Source organism: Celerinatantimonas marina (assembly GCF_046054165.1).
Taxonomy (GTDB): Bacteria; Pseudomonadota; Gammaproteobacteria; order Enterobacterales; family Celerinatantimonadaceae; genus Celerinatantimonas.
Genome location: NZ_JBFNXK010000010.1, coordinates 16496 through 36864, shown reverse-complemented (window position 1 = coordinate 36864; position 20369 = coordinate 16496). Strand labels below are relative to the sequence as shown.

Below are 20369 nucleotides of genomic sequence, written 5' to 3'. Positions count from 1 at the left end.
GGGTTTCCCCGGATTCCATCATATCCGAGCTGACAATTCGAGATGAACATCATGTGTAGCCCGGTAGCAGCGAAGCGGATGCCGGGGAGGGGCGTGCGATGAGAAGAGTTCTCCCGGATTCCATCATATCCGGGCCGACAATTCGAGATGAACATCATGTGTAGCCCGGCAGCAGCGAAGCGAATGCCGGGAGAGTGCGGGATTAACGGGCCAAACAGATTCCGTGAAAACTCGATGATTACACGACGGCCTGTGGCGCGGGGATCGCTTTGGGCTCCAACATCCCTTGATCGATAATAAAATCGATAATTTGCTGTAACCCCTCGGCTTTTTTAAGGTTTGAAAATACAAACGGCCGAGCGCCGCGCATTTTCTTCGCATCTCGGTCCATCACCTCTAATGAGGCACCGACAATTGGAGCCAGATCGGTTTTGTTGATAATCAATAGATCCGATTTGGTGATCCCCGGGCCGCCTTTACGCGGAATTTTATCGCCCGCCGATACGTCGATCACATATAAGGTGAGATCGGATAACTCGGGACTGAAGGTCGCACTTAAATTATCACCGCCACTTTCGACAAAAATAATATCGAGTTCACCATGACGGGCGAGCAGGGTGTCGATGGCTGCTAGATTCATCGAAGCATCTTCCCGAATCGCGGTGTGTGGGCAGCCGCCGGTTTCTACGCCGATGATGCGATCCGCTTCTAACGCCTGATGGCGGGTTAAAAACTCGGCATCTTCTTGGGTATAAATGTCATTGGTGACCACGGCGATCTGGTAATAATCGCGCAGTGCACTACATAGTGAGCGTAGCAGTGCGGTTTTGCCGGAGCCGACGGGGCCGCCCACGCCGATCCGTAATGTTTGTTTAGCCATAGCTGTCTCCTTAGCAACTTATGAGCGGAATAATCGAGAATATTGGGTTTCGTGATGGGCACTTAAAATACCGAACATGGGTAGCCCCATTCCGATCTGCGTTTCATCCAGCTGGGTTGCAAACGCAATGGTTTGAATGAGCTGGGGTTGGAGTTGATGAATCAGTTTTTGTGCCTGTGTTTGACCCAGCGGCACCAACTTGGTTGCTGCGGCCACCTGATTTTCCAGCCAGGCACTTAAAAAGCCGGTGGCACATTGCGGGTAAGGGATCTGCCAATGCCACGCGGCGAGCGCATATAAACTGACGTAACTGAGCTGCGGATTGTCAAAATCGGGAAGTTCAATCCCAAAATTAGGCAGCAACCTTGCCAGCGCCGCGCCCATTGCGGTATCGGCCTGATGCAGCTCAAAGCTCTCGCGGCAGGCCAGAAGCCAATCGTTATAACGGCGCAACGCGCCAAGATCATCATCGCTTAGCGCCTGATAAACGCGCTCCAGCAGAGGCAAATCGATGTAAGCCAGCGAATAACGCAGTTGTGCGCTGAGCCAGTCGGCAATCTGCTCCGGTGTGGTTAGCGTGCCTTGATCAATGCTGAACTCCAGCCCTTGCGAGAACGAATACCCCCCAACCGGCAGCGCGGCACTACTTAAATGCATCAGCCGCAGCAGCGATAGATCAGTGAGCGTGGTGGCCATGACTGTAGGCTCCTGACTCGGGTTCGAAGATCTGCTGCGAGTGGCTCAGTTTCAGACCCAATAGTTCCAACATCTGCTCCAGTACGTGATCAGGTTTCATGCGCAGCCAGCGATCACCAACTTGCAGCCGGACGTGGCGGTTACCTAGGTGATAGCAAGCTTTGGCAAAGGTTTGCCAATCCTCACAGCGAGCTTCACAGACTTCTTCAATCGCACCAATTACTCGCACCAGTTCGCCGGTTTTGGCCTCCAGCAATTCCCCGATTTGTAGGACTTTGCCTCGTTCTAAAAACAGTCGCAGCTCTTCACCATTTTCAGCGACTAATTTTTGCCGACCTTTATCCCGCTGTTCATAATCGAGCGCCACTTTGGTCAGTACTTCTCGGGCCGGATCAGGTGCGTGGCGCAGTTCAATTTCTAACATTCTATTATCCTTTTAAAACAAACAGTAAAGCTGGCTTAGCGGCAGTTTAGTTGCCGGCTCACAGTAGAGCAGTTCGCCGTTGGCTCGCACTTCATAAGTTTGTGGATCGACACTAATCTCGGGTAGCCAACTGTTGTGGATCATATCGGCTTTAGAAAGATTGCGGGTGTTATGGCAAGCCACCAACGGTCGTTGTAGCCCTAATTGCCCGGCGATATCGGCATCTAATGCAGCCTGACTGACAAAATTGACGCTGGTTTTCGCGGCGGCAATGCCAAAGCTGCCGAACATCGGCCGATAATGAACGGGCTGCGGTGTGGGGATCGACGCGTTGGGATCGCCCATCGGAGCTGCTGCAATCATGCCACCTTTGAGGATCATCGCCGGTTTAATGCCAAAAAAGGCTGGTTTCCACAGCACAATATCGGCAAGTTTCCCGACTTCTAGTGAACCGACATAATCGCTGACGCCGTGGGTGATCGCCGGGTTGATCGTGTATTTGGCAATATAGCGTTTGGCGCGAAAGTTATCGCAGCCGAGCGCCGCATCTTCTTCGAGCAGGCCGCGCTGCACTTTCATTTTATGCGCGGTTTGCCAGGTGCGAGTAATCACTTCGCCGACACGGCCCATAGCTTGTGAATCAGAGGCAATCATACTGAAAGCACCGCGATCATGCAGAATATCTTCGGCGGCGATGGTTTCGCGGCGAATACGAGAATCGGCAAACGCGACATCTTCCGGAATATTGCTGTCGAGGTGATGGCAAACCATCAGCATATCCAGATGTTCATCGATGGTATTGACGGTATAAGGCCGGGTTGGGTTGGTCGATGACGGTAGTACATTCGGCAAACTACAGGCTTTGATAATATCGGGTGCATGGCCGCCGCCTGCCCCCTCGGTGTGATAAGTGTGGATCACGCGATTTTTAAACGCTCCGAGGGTGGAGTCGACAAAACCAGATTCATTCAGGGTATCGGTGTGAATCGCTACTTGCACATCATATTGGTCGGCCACACTTAAACAGGCATCGATGCTGGCTGGCGTGGTTCCCCAGTCTTCATGTAATTTCAAGCCGCAAGCCCCGGCTTTGATCTGCTCGACGAGTGCTTCGGGGCGGCTGGCATTCCCTTTACCCAAAAAGCCAAAGTTCATCGGCAGTGAATCGCAGGCTTGCAGCATTTTCCCCAGATGCCAAGGGCCTGGGGTGCAAGTCGTGGCATTGGTGCCGGTGGCAGGGCCAGTGCCGCCGCCAATCATGGTGGTGACGCCGGACATCAGTGCTTCTTCAACTTGCTGTGGGCAAATAAAGTGAATGTGCGAGTCGATGCCACCGGCGGTGACAATATGGCCTTCACCAGCGATGATTTCGGTGCCGGGGCCGATAACAATATCGACGTCGCTTTGGGTGTCTGGATTACCGGCTTTGCCGATGGCCGCGATTTTGCCTTCTTTGAGGCCAATATCGGCTTTGACGATGCCCCAGTAATCCAAAATTAAGGCGTTGGTGATCACTGTATCCATTGCAAGTGATTGGTCACATTGGCTCTGGCCCATGCCATCCCGGATCACTTTGCCGCCGCCAAATTTCACTTCGTCGCCATAATGGGTGAAATCTTTTTCAACCTCGATCCACAGTTCCGTATCGGCTAAGCGAACGCGGTCGCCAGTAGTTGGACCAAACATCTGGCTATAAGTGGTTCTATCCATTGATGTCATGATTGTTGCTCCTTGAGTGCACCCATCACCTCGCCGCGGAATCCATAAATCTCGCGTTTACCGGCATAACTGACCAGTTCCACTTGTCGGCGTTGTCCCGGCTCAAAGCGCACGGCGGTCCCGGCGGCAATATTAAGATGAAAGCCTAAGGCTTTTTCCCGATCAAAACTTAACGCGGGATTGACCTCATAAAAGTGATAATGTGAGCCGATTTGCACGGGGCGATCCCCGGTGTTGGTGACCGATAAAGTGAGGGTAGGGCGACCGACATTGATTTCAATCGGGTCGGCTTTGAGTTGCAGTTCTCCCGGTATCATAATTGCTCCTTAACCAATGGGATGGTGCACGGTGACCAGTTTAGTGCCGTCGGGGAAGGTCGCTTCGACCTGAACTTCTTCAATTAATTCGGGAACCCCGTCCATCACTTGATCACTGGTTAAAATGGTTTTGCCATAGCTCATCAGCTCTGCCACGCTTTGCCCGTCACGAGCACCCTCGGCAATCGCCATGGTTAAATAGGCTACTGCTTCGGGGTAGTTCAGCTTCAGGCCGCGATTGAGGCGGCGTTCGGCCAGCAGCGCTGCTGTAAACACCAATAGCTTATCTTTCTCTTTTGGCAACAATTCCACAGTTGTCTCCTTTGAATTTAGGTGCGCCAGATCCGTGGCGGACACGCATTGCGACCGAGCATTTTAGGGCGCAGTTCGCTCCAGATCCGGGTAAATAGTTGGCGGCATAATTCGCTATGATGGCCCAAATAGCGGACGATCAACATATCATGAATACAACTGATACCGACATGCTGATCCTCTTCCTCGCGGCTGGTCAGCTCTCGCAGTTGGGTGAGTAGATCGGCATCAGCCGCAATGGTGGCAATCAGCAGCCCGTGGATCGGATAACCGGCCAGTGCAATATTCGGCTGCATTAAACTTTCGGGATGATCCGAGCCGAGCACGACTAATCGGTCATGAAATTTTAGCCGCCCGGCGCGATAAATCGCCAGTTGCTGTTCATAGCGGCCGGTGGTAAACGGTTGCTGACACTCCGGCAGCCCCAGACAAACGACTTCCCAACCCAGATATTGAGCGTGTTCAGCCAGATGGACCTGCTGAGTCAAGCGGCTGAACGAGTCGGGATAAATCAGTGTTTCCATCGGTAGCCACTCGATACTGGCACCATCTTCGATGGTCAGCGTTACGTGTTGGCCCTGTTCGCTTTGATCGCAGCGGCCTTTATAGACGCGGGCAGCACCGGGGGTAGTGACTAGTGCATGACCCCCTGCTTGCTGGGTGATATCGATGTGTAATTGATCGCCCGAGACAATGCCGCCCGGCGGATGCAATAAATACAGATGCGCACAGTCGCGCTGCTCGGGGTAAAATGGTTTTTGGATATACAGCGGGCCGTGATGACGATTATGGATCAAGCGATTACCGCGTTCGGTCAGCGCTAATTTCAGTTCAAGCTGCGCAGGCCATTGCAATGGCGGTAGGATCGGAGTCTCCATCACTGTCATATCAGACCGCCAAATGCTGTTTAATCAACTCATCCGAGAGTTGATCCATGCGATCAGCTGCCACGATTTGGCCCTTTTCCATCAAGCGGAATTGGTGGCCGACTTTACGGGCAAAGCCCAATTTTTGTTCGACGAGAACCACCGTCAGACCATCTTGTTGATTTAATTTAGAAATAACGTCACCTATCTGATTCACAATATTCGGTTGAATCCCTTCGTTGGGCTCGTCCAGAATCAGCACTGTTGGATCGAGCACCAGCGCACGACCTATTGCCAGCTGCTGTTGTTGACCCCCAGAGAGATCGCCGCCCCGACGCGCATGCATCTCTTTGAGCACCGGAAACAGCTCATAGATCCGCTCTGGAATGGTTTTTTTCCCCGCCGCAGCTAAGCTGACTTTGAGATTTTCTTCAACCGTGAGCAGCGGAAAAATATCACGTCCCTGAGGAACATAACCGATCTTGAGCCGGGCTCGCTGTTCGGCCGCCTGCTTTTCAATCGACTGTCCATCGAGCTTAATCGAGCCGGACGTGACCGGCAAGAGCCCCATCAGACATTTTAAGAGCGTCGTTTTACCGACACCGTTACGGCCCATAATACAGGTGCATTCGCCTTTGGGGATCGACAGATTGAGATCCCATAAAATCTGGGTGCCCCCATAGCGTTGATTCAGCTGGGTGATCTCAATCATGCTTCTTCTCCTAAATAGACTTCAATCACTTTGGGATCGTTTTGGATCTGTTCCATCGTGCCTTCGGCCAGCACGCTGCCTTGATGCAACACGGTGACGGTGCGGGCGATGCTGCGTACAAACTCCATATCATGTTCAACCACCACCACGGTGCGCTCTCCGGCCAATTGCGTCAAGAGCTCGGCGGTGCGCTCGGTTTCCTGTGGGGTCATCCCGGCGACCGGTTCGTCGACCAACATCAGTCGTGGCTGCGAAGCCAGTAACATGCCGATTTCCAGCCACTGTTTTTGACCATGAGATAATGAGCCCGCCAATTGGTAGCGATGTTCGCTAAGGCCGATGGTTTCGAGGACGTATTCCAGCCACTGACGCTGTTCACCACTGATGCGATAACGCAAACTGGCCCATAGCCCTTTTTGTTGACCCAGTGCCAGTTCTAAATTGGTATTGACATCGTGCGCTTCAAACACGGTTGGCTTTTGAAACTTGCGGCCAATGCCTAATTGAGCGATCTCGGCTTCCTGATAACGCAACAAGTTATGATTTTGCCCAAAAAAGACCTGACCTTCATCACAGCGGGTTTTGCCGGTGATCACGTCCATTAAGGTGGTTTTACCGGCGCCGTTAGCGCCGATTAAGCAACGCAGTTCACCATCATTAATATATAAATTCAGATGGTTGAGCGCTTTAAAACCATCAAAACTGACACTGAGATCTTCAACATACAATAAAACCTGATGTGAAACATCCACGGCTTTTTCAGGTATTTTATCACCCCGACGATGGGGCCAGTTAAATGATTTCATTAGGATTTCACCGCCTGTTTTGTCATCAGTTTTTGCCACAGCCCCATCAGCCCTTTCGGTAGGAAGATAGTGACCAACACAAATAACCCGCCGAGCGCGTAGAGCCAGGCATCTGGCAATACGGCGGTTAAGTTGGTTTTGGCATAGTTGACCAGAATTGCTCCAATAATCGCGCCGAACAGGCTGCCTCGCCCTCCGACGGCGACCCAGATCACCATCTCAATCGAGTTGATCGGTGAGAACTCACTGGGATTGATAATGCCGACCTGTGGCACATATAAAGCACCGGCAATCGCTGCCAGAATAGCCGAGAAGACAAACAGCGCGACCTTAAAGTGCTCGGTGCGATAACCTAAAAAGCGTGCCCGGGATTCACCATCGCGGATAGCAATAATAATTTTGCCAAAGCGGGAGTGGATCAATCGGTAACTGACCCATAGTGCTGCACAGAGCAGTAACGCCGTGATTAAAAACAGTGCCACCCGAGTGCTGTCGGCGTGCAGATCAAAGCCAAGCAGATCTTTAAAATCGGTCATGCCATTATTGCCGCCGAACCCCATCTCGTTGCGGAAAAAGGCCAGCATCAACGCGTAAGTGAGCGCTTGCGTCATAATCGACAAATAGACCCCGGTGACCCGTGAGCGAAATGCCAGCGAGGCAAAGACAAAGGCGAGTAAGCCCGGAACGACCAACACCAATACCAGCATGAACCAAAAATGCGAAGAGCCATACCAATACCAAGGCAGTTCATGCCAGTTTAGAAACACCATAAAATCCGGCAGAATTGGGTTGCCGTAAGCACCACGGCTCCCGATTTGGCGCATCAAATACATGCCCATGGCATAACCGCCCAGAGCGAAAAAGGCGCCGTGGCCCAAGCTTAAAATGCCGCAGTAACCCCAGATAATATCGACCGCCAGCGCCAGCAGCGCATAACAGAGATATTTGCCGAGCAAGGTGATGGTGTAAGTGCTGGCTGCAAACGGCGATCCGGCCGGGAGTAGCAGGTGACTGAGCGCCGTCAGTACGGACGCGGCCAGTAAAATCCCAACAAAATAATGTAGTGGGCGATTTGCTTTGACAGTAGCCATTATTCTGCTGCCCTCCCTTTTTGTGGAAAGAGTCCTTTCGGCCGTTTTTGAATAAATAGAATGATGAAAATCAGAATCACAATTTTCGCTAATACGGCACCCGCCAAGGGTTCTAAGAACTTGTTCACCAAGCCCAAACTGAACGCTGCGACCAAGGTGCCAAATAGATTACCGACACCGCCAAACACCACCACCATGAATGAATCGATGATATAAGATTGGCCGAGATTGGGTCCTACGTTGGTGAGCTGGCTGAGCGCTACCCCGGCGATGCCTGCAATCCCGGAGCCTAAGCCAAAGGTGAGCGCATCGACGCGATCCGAGCGGATCCCCAGCGCACGCGCCATCTGCCGGTTTTGCGACACGGCACGCACATGCAGACCGAGCGAGGTTTTTTTCAACAGCAATATCAGCGCTGCGAACACGATCAACGAAAAGATCAGAATATAAAGGCGGTTATAGGTCAGTGAAAACACCGGGTTAATAGCCAGCGAGCCACTCATCCAATCCGGAGCGGCCACTTGGCGGTTGAGTGGGGTAAATACGGTTCGAACCAGCTGTTGCAACAGCAGACTAATCCCAAAGGTGGCTAGCAATGTTTCCAGCGGACGGCCACGCAGATAACGAATGACAAAGCGTTCGATTAAAATGCCGACGCCACCGGCGACGATAAACGCACAGGGCAGTGATAACCATAAGGACAGACTGATAGCGTTGGGCAGTGCTTGTTGGATCACAAACGTGGTATAAGCGCCGAGCATCATCATTTCGCCATGGGCCATATTAATCACGCCCATCACGCCAAAGGTGATCGCTAAACCGATGGCGGCCAGTAGTAACACTGAACCGAGGCTGAGGCCGAAGAACACTTGATCCAGCAGATGAAACAGGCTGGTGCGCGAGGCTATTTTATCCAGCGCTTGCTGCGCGGCTGCTTTTAAGTCTGGATCTTGGGTGGTATTGCGGATCTGACTGAGCAGGTTACGAACCTGAGGTTCTAGTGGCGTGCCGATGGCTGCCAGGGCTTTCATCCGCGTGTCATTATCGGTGGCATTTTTCAGTTGGGCCATCGCTAAATTGAGCGTTAATAGATGGCGTGTATCAGAGCTGAGTGATTGCTGGAGTGCTTGTTGCATCCGCTCCAACGTAAGCGCACTGGTATTGCCGAGCAGTTCCTGAGCGGCTTTGGCTTGCAGCGCCTGATCATGGCTCACCAATTCTAAACGGGCGATAGCATCACGCAAATGGATCCGCAGGGCATTATTTATCCCAATTTTTTTAGCGCTAATGGCGCTTTGGTCCGGTAGCGGTTGCTGAGTAAATGGGTTTAGATAAACGGTTTTACCATCAATGCGATGACGGATCAGTAATTGCCGGTCACTGCGATTGTAATCGAGCTGGCCGGCTAGCATCGCCTGAAACATCGGCAGCAACATTGCGCCGTTATCTCGTTCCAGCGCAGTCAGAATAGGAATTGCTTTTTTAAATTGAAAGCCGATCTGGGTCAGCGCGTTGAGCTGGGCCGGATCGGGTTGGGTGGGGGCGGCCTGAGAGGGCAGCGCAAATAGCAGAATAGCCCACAACCATAACCAATGGAGGGGACTTTGTAAGGCTCGTGTGCTCATGGACTTTCCTTCGCAGCAAAGATAAAAGGCCGGTTGTCCGGCCTTTTCTGATTATTTTTGACCGCTACACACCTTGGTTACGGTGTTGTAATGACCGCACTTAATCGGTGCTGTCCAGTCGGCGATAATGTTTTTATCTGCCGGTAGATAATTGGACCAGGCATCCCCTGGGACCACATTATCGGTACCCCAAACGGTATCGATTTGACCATTGCCTTGAATTTCACCGATATACACCGGTTTGCTCAGGTAGTGGTTTTTATTCATCACATCGACGCCACCAGTCAAGTTAGCTACTTTCTGGCCGATCATCGCGTGTTCTACAGCATCTGTTTTGGTGGTTCCGGCCTGTTTAACCGCTTGTGTCCACATTTTGAAACCGATGTAGGTGGCTTCCATGGGGTCATTGGTTACCGCTTTAGGATTGCCGGTGAATTTATGCCAGTCTTTGATAAATGCTTCGTTGGCTGGTGTTTCAATGCTCTGGAAGTAGTTCCAGGCGGCTAAGTGACCTACCAATGGTTTGGTGTCGATACCGGAGAGTTCCTGTTCACCCACGGAGAAAGCAACCACTGGGATATCTTCAGCGCTGACGCCTTGGTTCGCCAATTCTTTATAGAATGGGACGTTAGCATCACCGTTAATGGTAGAAACTACGGCGGTTTTTTTGCCCTGACTGCCGAACTGTTTGATGTTGGAAACAATGGACTGCCAATCTGAATAACCAAACGGGGTATAGTTGATCATGATGTCTTTATCTTGTACCCCTTTCGATTTCAGATAAGTTTCCAAAATCTTGTTGGTGGTACGTGGATAAACGTAGTCAGTGCCTTCCAGAACCCAGCGTTTTACGCCGACTTCATTCATCAAATAATCAACCGCAGGAATGGCCTGAGTATTTGGCGCAGCGCCAGTGTAAAAGACGTTTTTCGATGATTCTTCCCCTTCAAACTGAACTGGGTAGAACAGCAGACTGTTCAGCTCTTCAACGACAGGCAGAACCGATTTACGCGATACAGATGTCCAGCAACCGAAAATAACGGAAACGTGATCTTTGGTAATCAGCTCACGGGCTTTTTCAGCGAACATCGGCCAGTCTGATGCGGGATCCACTACGACCGGTTCCAGTTTTTTACCCAGCAAACCACCTTTCGCGTTTTGCTCTTTGATCATCATCAGTACGGTGTCTTTGAGGGTACTTTCACTGATCGCCATCGTGCCTGAAAGCGAATGCAAAATACCCACTTTAATCGTGTCATCCGCGGCCTGTGCCGTGAATGTGATGGAACTTGCGCTAAGCGCGAGCGCGACACCCATCGTTAAAAGCTTAATCTTCATAACTTCCGATTCCCTTGTCAGTTGAGATGTTCCAAAACTCATCTCATCCTAAAAAGAGGGCGCTCGCTTGACTATTCGGTAATCGCACCGGTGAGCTACGTCATTTGACGTAGTTGGGGGGGAGGTTGAGGTATTAATGGCTTGTTGCACAGTTATATTTTAGGTGATTAAAAAATATTTGATCACTATTAAATAGTGCACTATATTTATTTCAACAGATGAGAAAACCACGAATCACAGGTTAGGGTCATGAACTCACATGCTTCACCATTAGCGCTGGACAACCAGCTCTGTTTTGCATTGCACTCGACAACGTTGTCGATGAATAAAATTTATCGACAAGTGCTCAAGCCTTTAGCCATCACCTATCCGCAGTACTTAGTGATGCTGGTGTTATGGGAACAAGATCGGCTCACGGTCAGCCAGTTGGGGGAACGACTGTTTTTAGATTCCGCGACCTTAACCCCGCTGCTCAAACGGATGCAAAGTCAGCAGTTGCTTACCCGTCAACGCGGCGATCAAGACGAGCGGCAGGTTTTCATCATGCTGACCGATAAAGGTCAGGCCATGCGTCAACAAGCGGCTGAAATACCGCAGTTGGTCGGTTGTGCCACACAATGCACACCCGAGCAGATCCAATACCTGCGTGAGCAGCTGGTGCAATTGCGCCAATCACTACAGGCGGCCAGCCTTTAACTGGTCAAACAGGGCCTTTGAGCCCGATTAATAAAATAACCTAAAGGAACAATAATTATGCCTATCTCTCAAGTACTCTACCAAGCCGAAGCAACCGCAACCGGAGGCCGTGATGGCCGAGCCCTGTCATCAGATGGGGTATTAGATGTTGCCTTAACGACTCCGAAAGAACTCGGTGGCAATGGCGCAACTGGCACCAATCCGGAACAGCTCTTTGCCGCTGGTTATTCAGCTTGCTTTTTAGGGGCGATGAAATTTGTCGCTCACCGTGACAAGCTGAGCATCAGCCCGGATGTGACAGTGACCGGCAAAGTCGGCATCGGCCCACTGTCAGATGGATTCGGTATTGAAGTGGAACTGGTGATAGATCTGCCCGGAATTGCCAAAGACGAAGCTCAGGAACTGGTTGACCGAGCCCATATCGTCTGCCCATATTCCAACGCGACCCGCGGCAACATTAACGTGACCCTGACGCTTGCTTAAGCGTATTGATCATCGCTGATGGCCAACTTAACGGTTTGCCATCAGCAAGCAAAGCGACCCATATCACTTAGCCCTTCGGCTTGTTTAAGTAGCCTTCTGTATCGTCATACCTCGGGTTGTGCCGTGGATGTCTTTGTAATTGTATATATGTGGATAAATTGTAGAAAATTGATGATAAAAAAAGCATTTTAGAGCTATAGTGATGCAATGCGTGTATTATGAAACTAGGTGAGAATGGACTCATGAATTATCAGGGAACTAGTCCGTCGCGCTCTTCCTCATTATCTGAGTTAAAAGCAGCTCTTGATGATAGTAGTAATAAAAATCGCAATTTAATGATCGCGTTTTTTATTTTTCAATTATATGTGTTTATAACCGCATTAAGCACAACGGATCTTCAGTTATTTCTGTTGCAAGAACAATTGACCTTGCCTTTTATTGGGATCCCGGTGCCATTGATATACTTTATAATTTTTGCCCCGATGATACTGTTGGCTTTTTATTATAACCTACTTTTAAATTTACATGAGCACACGAAAATTCTACAAGCATGGTTAGCTCATTCGGAGAATGATCAGCAGGCTAATTTTCATCTATTACATGCTTTTATGTTTAATACTCGTGCTAAATATGATCGTTATCCTGCGGGTAAATTTAGTCCGCAGCCTATGTCTCGTTCACTTAGCTACTGGTTGCTGAATGTTATCATTGTAGGAACTATATCGTTGTTCCCACTGGCATTGTTTGTATTTATTGGTTGGAAATATGCGAGTTACCAAAGCTATTGGATAACGACTATTCATACAGTTTGTGTTTTGGTCTGTGTTTTTTTACATATTATCTACTGGCTACCGATTCAATATCGCCAATTTTTTACAGAAAAATTTAATTTTAGAAAAATTAGATTCAGTCTATTTAAAAGTTGTAAGTTCACAATAATTTATTTGATTGCCGCATTGTTGATCCTTTTGTTTAGGAGTGGGGCTCTGGTTGCTACTGATATTTATCCTGGAAAACTTAGCCATCTGATCGCTGAATATCCAAAAATCGCTTGGTTAATTCCACATGTTGATATATCGTCACAGCTACGAATAGATAATCCATTTAATCAAAGTATTGAGAATATATCTATTCAGCAATTTGAAAATAGGTGTAAAACGAAGCAGAACTTACCTAGGCTCTACCTTAAAGATAGAAATCTCAGACTTGCTCAATTGTCTTATAATGATTTGTGTACTGCAAATTTTATAGGGGCCGATTTACGCGGCGCTGATATCCGAGATACCACTATCAGTGGTGATTTAATCGGAACGAATCTTGCCTATTCAACGTTAGAACATACGGTGGTTTTGCCAGGGACTGATCTTTCTAGAGCTATTTTGAATCATGCTCAGATTAGCCTTTCGAGATTAAGCGGGGTCAATATGACCGATATATCTGCAAAGCATGCTTATTTTTTGGGGGTACAAGCCAGTGGTCCACAAACCCGATTTACAGGGGCAACATTGAATCATGCACAGTTTATCCGGGTCGAGTTGAATCAAACCTCATTTCGTAACAGTAATTTGGAAGGAAGTTCTTTCTCTCATTCAACGTTAGATGGTGTAGATTTTCGATATATTAAAGAGCAGGATAAAAGTAGTAAACAAGATATTCCAATAAAATTCTCACATACGTCTATTAAAGACTGCCGTGTTCAGGCTTTAACTGTCGTGAAGCACATGCAACAATTTCAGTATGCCAATTGTAAAATATACGATGTGGTGGAAGTAAATAATAATAAGTTAATAAATTATAAAGAAAAAAATAAAATAAATAATATTATTGATGATTTTTCAGAAGATGCGTTTAATAAAGTGGCCCCTGAAATTGTATCACCTCTTGCGATTATTTCCGGAGTGCGATCACACAGAGGTTCTATATTAGATCTAAGGGGCTATGGACTTACAACATTACCTGACGAAGCGTTATTGCTCAAAAATATAAAGCAGTTAATTCTCTCGGATAATAAATTAGACTCTGAACAAGTTGCATTAATAGCTAAAGCGTTTCCTAATCTTGAAAAACTAGAGTTAGATAATAATCAAATAAGTGAGCTTCCTTCTGAGATAAAACAGCTAGTTCATCTAACTGTACTGAATATTAGCGCTAATCAATTGACTACATTGTCTCCAGATATAGGTAAGTTGACCCAGTTAACTGGGCTGGATATGAGCGGTAACCAATTCACCCAGTTGCCGCCGGAGATAGGTCGGTTGACGAAGTTAACTCGATTGGATATGGACCATAATCAACTGACCCAGTTGCCGCCGGAGATAGGGCAGTTGACGAAGTTAACTAAGTTGGATATGAGCGGTAATCAACTGACCCAGTTGCCGCCGGAGATAGGTCAGTTGACGAGGTTAACTTGGTTGGATCTGGATCATAATCAACTGACCCAGTTGCCGCCGGAGATAGGTCAGTTGACTTGGTTAACTTGGTTGGATCTGGATCATAATCAACTGACCCAATTGCCCCCGGAGATAGGTCAGTTGACGAAGTTAACTTGGTTGAATTTCAGTAGTAATCAATTGACCGGATTGCCACCGGAGATAAGTCAATTAACTCAGTTAACTGCGCTGGGCATCAGTGGTAATCAATTCACCCAGTTGCCACCGGAGATAAGTCAATTAACTCAGTTAACTGCGCTGGGCATCAGCGGTAATCAATTCACCCAGTTGTCCCCGGAGATAGGTCAGTTGACGAGGTTAACCCAGCTGAATATTAGCGATAATCAACTCACCCAGTTGCCGCCGGAGATAGGTCAGTTGACGAAGTTAACTGACCTATATATGAAGGATAATCAACTGACCCAATTGCCCCCTGAGATAGGTCAGTTGACCCAGTTGACTAAGTTGGATATTAGCGGTAATCAACTGACCCAGTTGCCGCCGGAGATAGGTCAGTTGACCCAGTTAATTGGGCTGGATATGAGCGGTAACCAATTCACCCAGTTGCCGCCGGAGATAGGTCAGTTGACGAAGTTAACTTGGTTGAATTTCAGTAGTAATCAATTGACCGGATTGCCACCGGAGATAAGTCAATTAACTCAGTTAACTGCGCTGGGCATCAGCGGTAATCAATTCACCCAGTTGTCCCCGGAGATAGGTCAGTTGACGAGGTTAACCCAGCTGAATATTAGCGATAATCAACTCACCCAATTGCCCCCTGAGATAGGTCAGTTGACCCAGTTAACTAAGTTGGATATGAGCGGTAACCAATTCACCCAGTTGCCGCCGGAGATAGGTCAGTTGACGAAGTTAACTTGGTTGAATCTCCGTGGTAATCAATTGACCGGATTGCCCCCGGAGATAGGTCAGTTGACTCAGCTGACTGGGCTGGATATTAGCGGTAATCAACTCACCCAGTTGCCGCCGGAGATAAGTCGGTTGCCTCGGCTGAAGGTCATACATTAATGAAACATGGAATAATGCAGAATTCAGAGAAAGTATTTACATTGGTGGTGATGGCTCAAATGAATCATAAAGTTAGATGTTCTTAATAACACTTAAATTAGCTGCAATATGCTAGTAGTCGTTGAGGTGTGGTTTATCCCCTCAGCGTTTTGGGTCCTGAAAGCTGTAGCTGTGAGCAATATTGGGCAGTAATAGCGATGCGATCCAGTTATCGGCGGCTGATAATAAGCTGGCGAAACTGATGACAATCCAAACCTTATAGTGATTCATCATAGGTCGTTGTGATAAGTCCTTAATACGCCAATATTTTCAGTGCAATGGCTGCCGCGGCAGTACGGTTTTCGACGCCTAATTTTGGGAATAACATTTCAAGATGTTTATTCACGGTGCGCGGGCTCACGGATAAAATCAGGGCGATTTCGCGGTTGGTTTTGCCGTTGGCGAGCCAGTAAAGCACTTCGGATTCGCGCTCGGTAATCCCTGCTAAGCGCTGGCGTAGTTTCGGGGCGCCTTGTTCCTGGCTTTTATCTTCGACGCGCAGCAGCATATCGCCTTGATTGGTTAAGCCTTGATAATCAAAGCTTAAATCGCATTCAGGCCAGTTGAAGCTGCTGCCGATATGCGGATTTTGCGCTTGCCAGGCGATGAGCTGGGCAGCGAAGGCGTTAAGCGTTGTGGCATCGTCTAATATCGATGTGAGGCTTGCTTGCGCTTGGGTCGTTGCCCAAGTGATCCGGCCTAAACGGTTGACGGTGACGAGCTGCTGGCCGGTGGCATCTAAGGCGGTTTGGGCTTGGGCGGCACGTTTGGCGTTGTCGAGATGAACACGCATGCGCGCTAGTAGTTCGGCCGGTTCTATTGGTTTGGTGAGATAGTCAACCCCACCCACTTCTAAGCCGCGAATGATATCTTCAGTTTGTGATAGGCCGGTCATAAAAATCACCGGAATATCGGCCAGTTTCGGGTCGGCTTTGAGCGCCTGACAGGTGGCAAAGCCATCCATCTGCGGCATCATTGCATCCAGCAGGATCATATCCGGACGGATCTGTGAAGCGATCATCAGCGCTTGTTTGCCTTCGAGGGCGACCAACACATCCATACCGGCCTGTTCGAGGGTATCGTTGATAAAAGAGAGCGTATCCGCGGCATCGTCGACCACTAAAATCGTCTCGTTATTAAAAGTCATGTTCTGAGCTGCTCCAGATAGGTCACCATCGCGGCAAATTGACAGTGCTCATTGAGTCGTTCCAGTTCGGCTTGTTGCGCAGCGGTGAGCTGCGGTGGATTGGCCAGTTGGGTGAGAATTTGGCTAACCCCTTTTTTATAGCCAATTTGGGCAAAGCGATGGAACTGGGATAAGAGCGCCGCATCGACCAGCGGGATCGCTGTTACGGGTGTCGCGACGGGTTCATCATAACGCCATTGTAGATGGAGTGCTTCGCCAATGTGGCTGCGCAGCGCATCTAAGGTAATCGGTTTGGCTAAAAAAACATTGTAATCTTGATGTGGCGCGCTTTTAAATTGTTCGGCGGCGTTGGCTGAGAGCATTAAAATGGGCGCGGTCAGCGGCTGCTCTCTTAGCCATTTGGCAAGCGACAAACCGTTTTCACCGGGCATATTGATATCGAGCAGATAGAGGTCAAACTGCTGCCGGGCACAGATTTGTCGGGCCTGTTCACTGCTGGCGGCACAGTGGATCGTCAATCCCAGCGAAGAAAAGTAATCTTTAAAAAGCTGGGTAAACTGCCGGTCATCATCCACCATCAATATCGATGGGGAGCCGTTTTGAACGCCGGTGATGGTGCGATTTACGGGTTTCGTTTGGGTCGAATGTAACACCCATGGCAACATCAAGCTGACATGAAAGGCGCTGCCTTGGTCACTACTGTCCAGATGGATGTCGCCCCCCATAATTTCGGTGAGCAGCTTGACGATGGTCAGTCCTAAACCGGTGCCGGGGATATTTTGCACATCATCGCTGCGTTCAAACGGCATGAACAGGCGCTGGCGTTGATCGCTTGGAATGCCGGGGCCAGTGTCGGTAATTACAAATTCGGCGACCTGATTGCGATAAAAGATCTCAAAGTTAACCGAACCGCTCGGGGTATATTTCACCGCATTGCTGAGCAGATTAATTAAAATTTGCCGCAGTCGTTTGGTATCGGTCACCACGGTTTGTGGCAGACGATGATGGATGTGACAGTTAAACTGCAATGATTTCTGTCCCGCTTGCAGGCTGAACATCTCGGATAGCTCGTGGATCAGTTCGGCTAAATCCAGTTCGTTACGTGCCAGTTCTAGTTTGCCGGCCTCAATTCGCGAGATATCAAGCAGACCGTCGATTAAGTCAGTCAGATAGCGGCTGCTGCGGTTGATGATAGTCAGGCCCTGGCGGGTTTTTTCAGCTAGTTGGGGTTGCATGGCTAGCAGCTGTGCATAGCCGATGATCGATTGCAGCGGGGTGCGCAGTTCGTGGCTGATGCCGCTTAAATAACGACTTTTAGCGGCGTTGGCTTTTTCTGCCTGCTCTTTGGCCTCTTGCAACATTCGGTCGGTTTGCTGGTGGGCATCGATTTCACGCAACAACTTGCGGGTCTGGCGATTGGATTCTAACTGTGCGACCAAGCGGCTTTCATGGGCGAGCAGTAAGACCCATGAAATCACCCCGGAGCAGATCAAAATGATAAAGAATAGCGACCAGAGCGCTTGTTGTAGCAGTTGGCTTTGGGCCGCAATCGGGCTGTCAAACTGGCGAAACACCAGATAGAGAATGGCAGCGTTGACGATATTAACGGCCAGTACGCAGCTGATAAAGCGTGCTAATCGCGAGCGCAGTTTGCGGATATAGCGTCGTGGTAGCAGATGGCGCAGCACATTGAGAGTTTGTCGGCCGATGCGGGCATGCGGTTTGCAGCTATCTAAACAGCGGGCATCCAGTGAGCAGCACAGTGAGCAGATTGGCACGCCATAGGCTGGGCAGTAGCTCATATCTTCCGGTTCAAAATGATTTTCACAGATCCCGCATTGGACGGTGTGTGCTTGCTCAGGATTGATCTGTGCATCATTGGGTTCCCGGGCCAGATAATATTTACCTCGGGTCAGCCAGGCAAATAATGGCACGCAGATAAAGCAACACAACAGGCTGATGAAGTCACAGAGGCTTTTGGCCACTTCGCCAAAAAATCCCAGATAGCAGAGCATTCCCGCGAAAGTGGCGACGGCCATCGCACCGCAACCGACCGGATTAATATCGTAGAGGTGGGCGCGTTTAAACTCGATCTTGGCTGGGCTGAGCCCGAGCGGTTTATTGATCATGAGATCGGCGGCTACGCAGGAGAGCCAGCTCAGGGCAATGATGGCAAACACCCCCAAAATGGCTTCGAGGGCGTGATAGATCCCGAACTCCATCAGCAGCAAGGCGAGTGAGACATTAAAGATTAACCAGACGACGCGCCCCGGATGGTTATGGGTGACGCGTGAGAAAAAGTTGGACCAGGCAATGGAACCCGCATAGGCGTTGGTCACGTTAATTTTCATCTGCGAGACGATTACCATCACTGCCGCTAAAATCAGTCCCCATTGCGGTGAGTGGCTTAAAGTGGTGAAGATTACCTGATACATGTAAGTGGGGTCTGAAGCTTGTTCCCCCGAGACGCCCTGCGTAATGGCCAAATAGGCCAAGAAGGAGCCGAGTAGCATTTTTATGGCACCGACAAATACCCATCCGGGACCGGTGAGAATGAGCCAGAACCACCAGCGTTTGCGGTTTTGATCCGTTTTGGGCGGTAAAAATCGCAGATAGTCGACTTGTTCGCCGATCTGCGCCACCATCGCAAAAAACACCGAGGCGGCGATGCCAAAGCGCATCAGATCAAAATGGTCGATAGATTCGCCGGGGGCCGGGTATTGAGTCCAATCATGTAAGTTGGGGTATTCGTAACCGATCACAATCGCTAGCGCCATGATTTGCAGCGTCAGCCAGATCCATTGGCTAGCCGCCTGAAAACGGCTGATGGCGGTAATACCGTGGATCACTATCGGGATCACGACTAGCGCACAGATCAAATAGGCCAGCGCTAGCGGAATATGCAGTAATGCGTGTAACGCCGAGGCTAAAATGGCCGATTCAATAGCAAAAAAGATAAAGGTGAATGAGGCATAAATCAGCGAGGTAAGGGTCGAGCCCAAATAGCCGAAACCGGCGCCACGGGTCAGTAAATCGATATCCAGACCATGTTTGGCACTGTAATAACTAATCGGCAGACCGGTGATGAAAAAAATGCTACAAACCACCAACATGGCACTGATGGTGTTGGTGAAACCACATAATAGGGTGACGGTTGCCGCTAAGCCTTCTAAGGCTAAAAAAGCCGTCGCCCCCAGTGCCGTTTGACCGACTTTAAGCGTAGACATCGCACTGTATTTTTTGGCAGTATAACGCAGTGCGTAATCTTCTAATGTTTGGTTGGCCACCCACTGATTATAGCGGCGGCGGACCTTAAAAATTTTTTGATAGGCGGGCACGAACGAACATCCTTGCTGTATCAGTGCGAGAAAGCAATCGTTTTGATTATCGACAGATATGTATTAATACCATCTTTGAGCGGTAGCTATAAGAGGGTAAGAACTAAAATCTGATCGCTCAATAGTGGCGGTGTTTCCCGCATTAGTGGTTTCGCCAATATTTATCCCGGGTCTCATTTCATCCGGCGATTAATAGTGGAGATATACGCTGTCGCCCGGTAGCAGCGAAATGAGTGCCGGGGTGGTGGTCTGACCACCGCAACATGGATACCGGGCAGATACGGAGTCCCTCATCGAAGGGAACGCCAAAAACGGCCATCTTTGCGTTTAGTTGTTTGAGTCGTGGCGCGTTATTGGATTTTAAAAATGTGGGTATCCCCGTAAATGCCCGGTTTAACCGATTTTCTCCTTTCATGTTCATCATG

At 49.3% G+C, this 20369-nt stretch carries 18 protein-coding genes; 3 read left to right on the top strand and 15 right to left on the bottom strand.

Annotation, left to right across the window (positions count from 1 at the left end):
• Positions 1-238: 238 nt before the first annotated feature.
• Genes ureG through urtA form a run of 12 tightly spaced genes read right to left on the bottom strand, consistent with a single transcriptional unit; the run spans position 239 to position 10786 of the window.
• Complete coding sequence (ureG, locus tag ABUE20_RS11960) at positions 239-880, bottom strand: urease accessory protein UreG (protein WP_408620167.1); 642 nt, start codon at positions 878-880, stop codon at positions 239-241.
• 18 nt (positions 881-898) lie between these two features.
• On the bottom strand, positions 899-1576 hold the full coding sequence (locus ABUE20_RS11955; protein WP_408620166.1) for an urease accessory protein UreF: 678 nt from the start codon (positions 1574-1576) through the stop codon (positions 899-901).
• On the bottom strand, positions 1557-2000 hold the full coding sequence (ureE, locus tag ABUE20_RS11950) for an urease accessory protein UreE (RefSeq protein ID WP_408620165.1): 444 nt from the start codon (positions 1998-2000) through the stop codon (positions 1557-1559). The genes ABUE20_RS11955 and ureE overlap by 20 nt, the downstream gene beginning before the upstream one ends.
• A 12-nt stretch (positions 2001-2012) precedes the next feature.
• Positions 2013-3719: an urease subunit alpha gene (gene ureC / locus ABUE20_RS11945; protein WP_408620164.1), complete on the bottom strand. Its 1707-nt coding sequence runs from the start codon at positions 3717-3719 to the stop codon at positions 2013-2015.
• Positions 3716-4036: an urease subunit beta gene (locus ABUE20_RS11940; RefSeq protein WP_408620163.1), complete on the bottom strand. Its 321-nt coding sequence runs from the start codon at positions 4034-4036 to the stop codon at positions 3716-3718. The genes ureC and ABUE20_RS11940 overlap by 4 nt, the downstream gene beginning before the upstream one ends.
• A gap of 9 nt (positions 4037-4045) precedes the next feature.
• The gene (locus ABUE20_RS11935) at positions 4046-4348 is read right to left on the bottom strand and encodes an urease subunit gamma (protein WP_408620162.1); all 303 of its coding nucleotides are present in this window, start codon (positions 4346-4348) and stop codon (positions 4046-4048) included.
• A gap of 17 nt (positions 4349-4365) precedes the next feature.
• Positions 4366-5235, bottom strand: a complete 870-nt coding sequence (locus ABUE20_RS11930; RefSeq protein WP_408620161.1) for an urease accessory protein UreD — start codon at positions 5233-5235, stop codon at positions 4366-4368.
• A 1-nt stretch (position 5236) separates the two neighbouring features.
• A complete protein-coding gene (urtE, locus tag ABUE20_RS11925; protein ID WP_408620160.1) occupies positions 5237-5926 on the bottom strand; it encodes an urea ABC transporter ATP-binding subunit UrtE in 690 nt (229 codons plus the stop codon).
• Entirely contained in the window at positions 5923-6732 is an 810-nt protein-coding gene (urtD, locus tag ABUE20_RS11920; protein ID WP_408620159.1) for an urea ABC transporter ATP-binding protein UrtD, read from the bottom strand. Before urtD ends, urtE begins: the two co-directional genes overlap by 4 nt.
• A complete protein-coding gene (urtC, locus tag ABUE20_RS11915; RefSeq protein WP_408620158.1) occupies positions 6732-7823 on the bottom strand; it encodes an urea ABC transporter permease subunit UrtC in 1092 nt (363 codons plus the stop codon). The genes urtD and urtC overlap by 1 nt, the downstream gene beginning before the upstream one ends.
• A complete protein-coding gene (gene urtB, locus ABUE20_RS11910; protein WP_408620157.1) occupies positions 7823-9448 on the bottom strand; it encodes an urea ABC transporter permease subunit UrtB in 1626 nt (541 codons plus the stop codon). Before urtB ends, urtC begins: the two co-directional genes overlap by 1 nt.
• Before the next feature lie 51 nt (positions 9449-9499).
• The gene (gene urtA, locus ABUE20_RS11905) at positions 9500-10786 is read right to left on the bottom strand and encodes an urea ABC transporter substrate-binding protein (RefSeq protein ID WP_408620156.1); all 1287 of its coding nucleotides are present in this window, start codon (positions 10784-10786) and stop codon (positions 9500-9502) included.
• Positions 10787-11035: 249 nt separating this feature from the next.
• On the opposite strand from urtA, the gene ABUE20_RS11900 reads away from it, so the two are divergent.
• The 3 genes from ABUE20_RS11900 (at position 11036) to ABUE20_RS11890 (ending at position 15420) form a co-directional block, all read left to right on the top strand.
• Complete coding sequence (locus ABUE20_RS11900; protein WP_408620155.1) at positions 11036-11482, top strand: MarR family winged helix-turn-helix transcriptional regulator; 447 nt, start codon at positions 11036-11038, stop codon at positions 11480-11482.
• Between the two features lie 57 nt (positions 11483-11539).
• Positions 11540-11965, top strand: coding sequence for an organic hydroperoxide resistance protein (locus tag ABUE20_RS11895; protein WP_408620154.1), 426 nt, complete (start codon positions 11540-11542; stop codon positions 11963-11965).
• A gap of 218 nt (positions 11966-12183) precedes the next feature.
• Positions 12184-15420 carry a leucine-rich repeat domain-containing protein gene (locus tag ABUE20_RS11890; RefSeq protein WP_408620153.1) on the top strand — a complete coding sequence of 1079 codons (3237 nt, stop codon included), beginning with the start codon at positions 12184-12186 and terminating at the stop codon, positions 15418-15420.
• Between the two features lie 292 nt (positions 15421-15712).
• On the opposite strand, the gene ABUE20_RS11885 is transcribed toward ABUE20_RS11890, so the two are convergent.
• The 3 genes from ABUE20_RS11885 to ABUE20_RS11875 form a co-directional block, all read right to left on the bottom strand.
• A complete protein-coding gene (locus ABUE20_RS11885; RefSeq protein ID WP_408620151.1) occupies positions 15713-16606 on the bottom strand; it encodes a response regulator in 894 nt (297 codons plus the stop codon).
• Entirely contained in the window at positions 16603-19944 is a 3342-nt protein-coding gene (locus ABUE20_RS11880) for a hybrid sensor histidine kinase/response regulator (RefSeq protein WP_408620150.1), read from the bottom strand. The genes ABUE20_RS11885 and ABUE20_RS11880 overlap by 4 nt, the downstream gene beginning before the upstream one ends.
• A gap of 178 nt (positions 19945-20122) precedes the next feature.
• A complete protein-coding gene (locus tag ABUE20_RS11875) occupies positions 20123-20368 on the bottom strand; it encodes a hypothetical protein (protein ID WP_408620149.1) in 246 nt (81 codons plus the stop codon).
• Between the last annotated feature and the right edge of the window lies 1 nt (position 20369).

What these genes read in the sequence shown, in the direction of transcription:
- urtD (WP_408620159.1), bottom strand. Translation starts at nt 6,732, where the DNA reads ATGAAATCATTTAACTGGCCCCATCGTCGGGGTGATAAAATACCTGAA.
- ABUE20_RS11930 (WP_408620161.1), bottom strand. Translation starts at nt 5,235, where the DNA reads ATGACAGTGATGGAGACTCCGATCCTACCGCCATTGCAATGGCCTGCG.
- ABUE20_RS11885 (WP_408620151.1), bottom strand. Translation starts at nt 16,606, where the DNA reads ATGACTTTTAATAACGAGACGATTTTAGTGGTCGACGATGCCGCGGAT.
- ABUE20_RS11900 (WP_408620155.1), top strand. Translation starts at nt 11,036, where the DNA reads ATGAACTCACATGCTTCACCATTAGCGCTGGACAACCAGCTCTGTTTT.
- urtE (WP_408620160.1), bottom strand. Translation starts at nt 5,926, where the DNA reads ATGATTGAGATCACCCAGCTGAATCAACGCTATGGGGGCACCCAGATT.
- urtC (WP_408620158.1), bottom strand. Translation starts at nt 7,823, where the DNA reads ATGGCTACTGTCAAAGCAAATCGCCCACTACATTATTTTGTTGGGATT.
- ureE (WP_408620165.1), bottom strand. Translation starts at nt 2,000, where the DNA reads ATGTTAGAAATTGAACTGCGCCACGCACCTGATCCGGCCCGAGAAGTA.
- ABUE20_RS11890 (WP_408620153.1), top strand. Translation starts at nt 12,184, where the DNA reads ATGAAACTAGGTGAGAATGGACTCATGAATTATCAGGGAACTAGTCCG.
- ABUE20_RS11895 (WP_408620154.1), top strand. Translation starts at nt 11,540, where the DNA reads ATGCCTATCTCTCAAGTACTCTACCAAGCCGAAGCAACCGCAACCGGA.
- ureC (WP_408620164.1), bottom strand. Translation starts at nt 3,719, where the DNA reads ATGACATCAATGGATAGAACCACTTATAGCCAGATGTTTGGTCCAACT.
- ABUE20_RS11955 (WP_408620166.1), bottom strand. Translation starts at nt 1,576, where the DNA reads ATGGCCACCACGCTCACTGATCTATCGCTGCTGCGGCTGATGCATTTA.
- urtA (WP_408620156.1), bottom strand. Translation starts at nt 10,786, where the DNA reads ATGAAGATTAAGCTTTTAACGATGGGTGTCGCGCTCGCGCTTAGCGCA.
- urtB (WP_408620157.1), bottom strand. Translation starts at nt 9,448, where the DNA reads ATGAGCACACGAGCCTTACAAAGTCCCCTCCATTGGTTATGGTTGTGG.
- ureG (WP_408620167.1), bottom strand. Translation starts at nt 880, where the DNA reads ATGGCTAAACAAACATTACGGATCGGCGTGGGCGGCCCCGTCGGCTCC.
- ABUE20_RS11940 (WP_408620163.1), bottom strand. Translation starts at nt 4,036, where the DNA reads ATGATACCGGGAGAACTGCAACTCAAAGCCGACCCGATTGAAATCAAT.
- ABUE20_RS11875 (WP_408620149.1), bottom strand. Translation starts at nt 20,368, where the DNA reads ATGATGAACATGAAAGGAGAAAATCGGTTAAACCGGGCATTTACGGGG.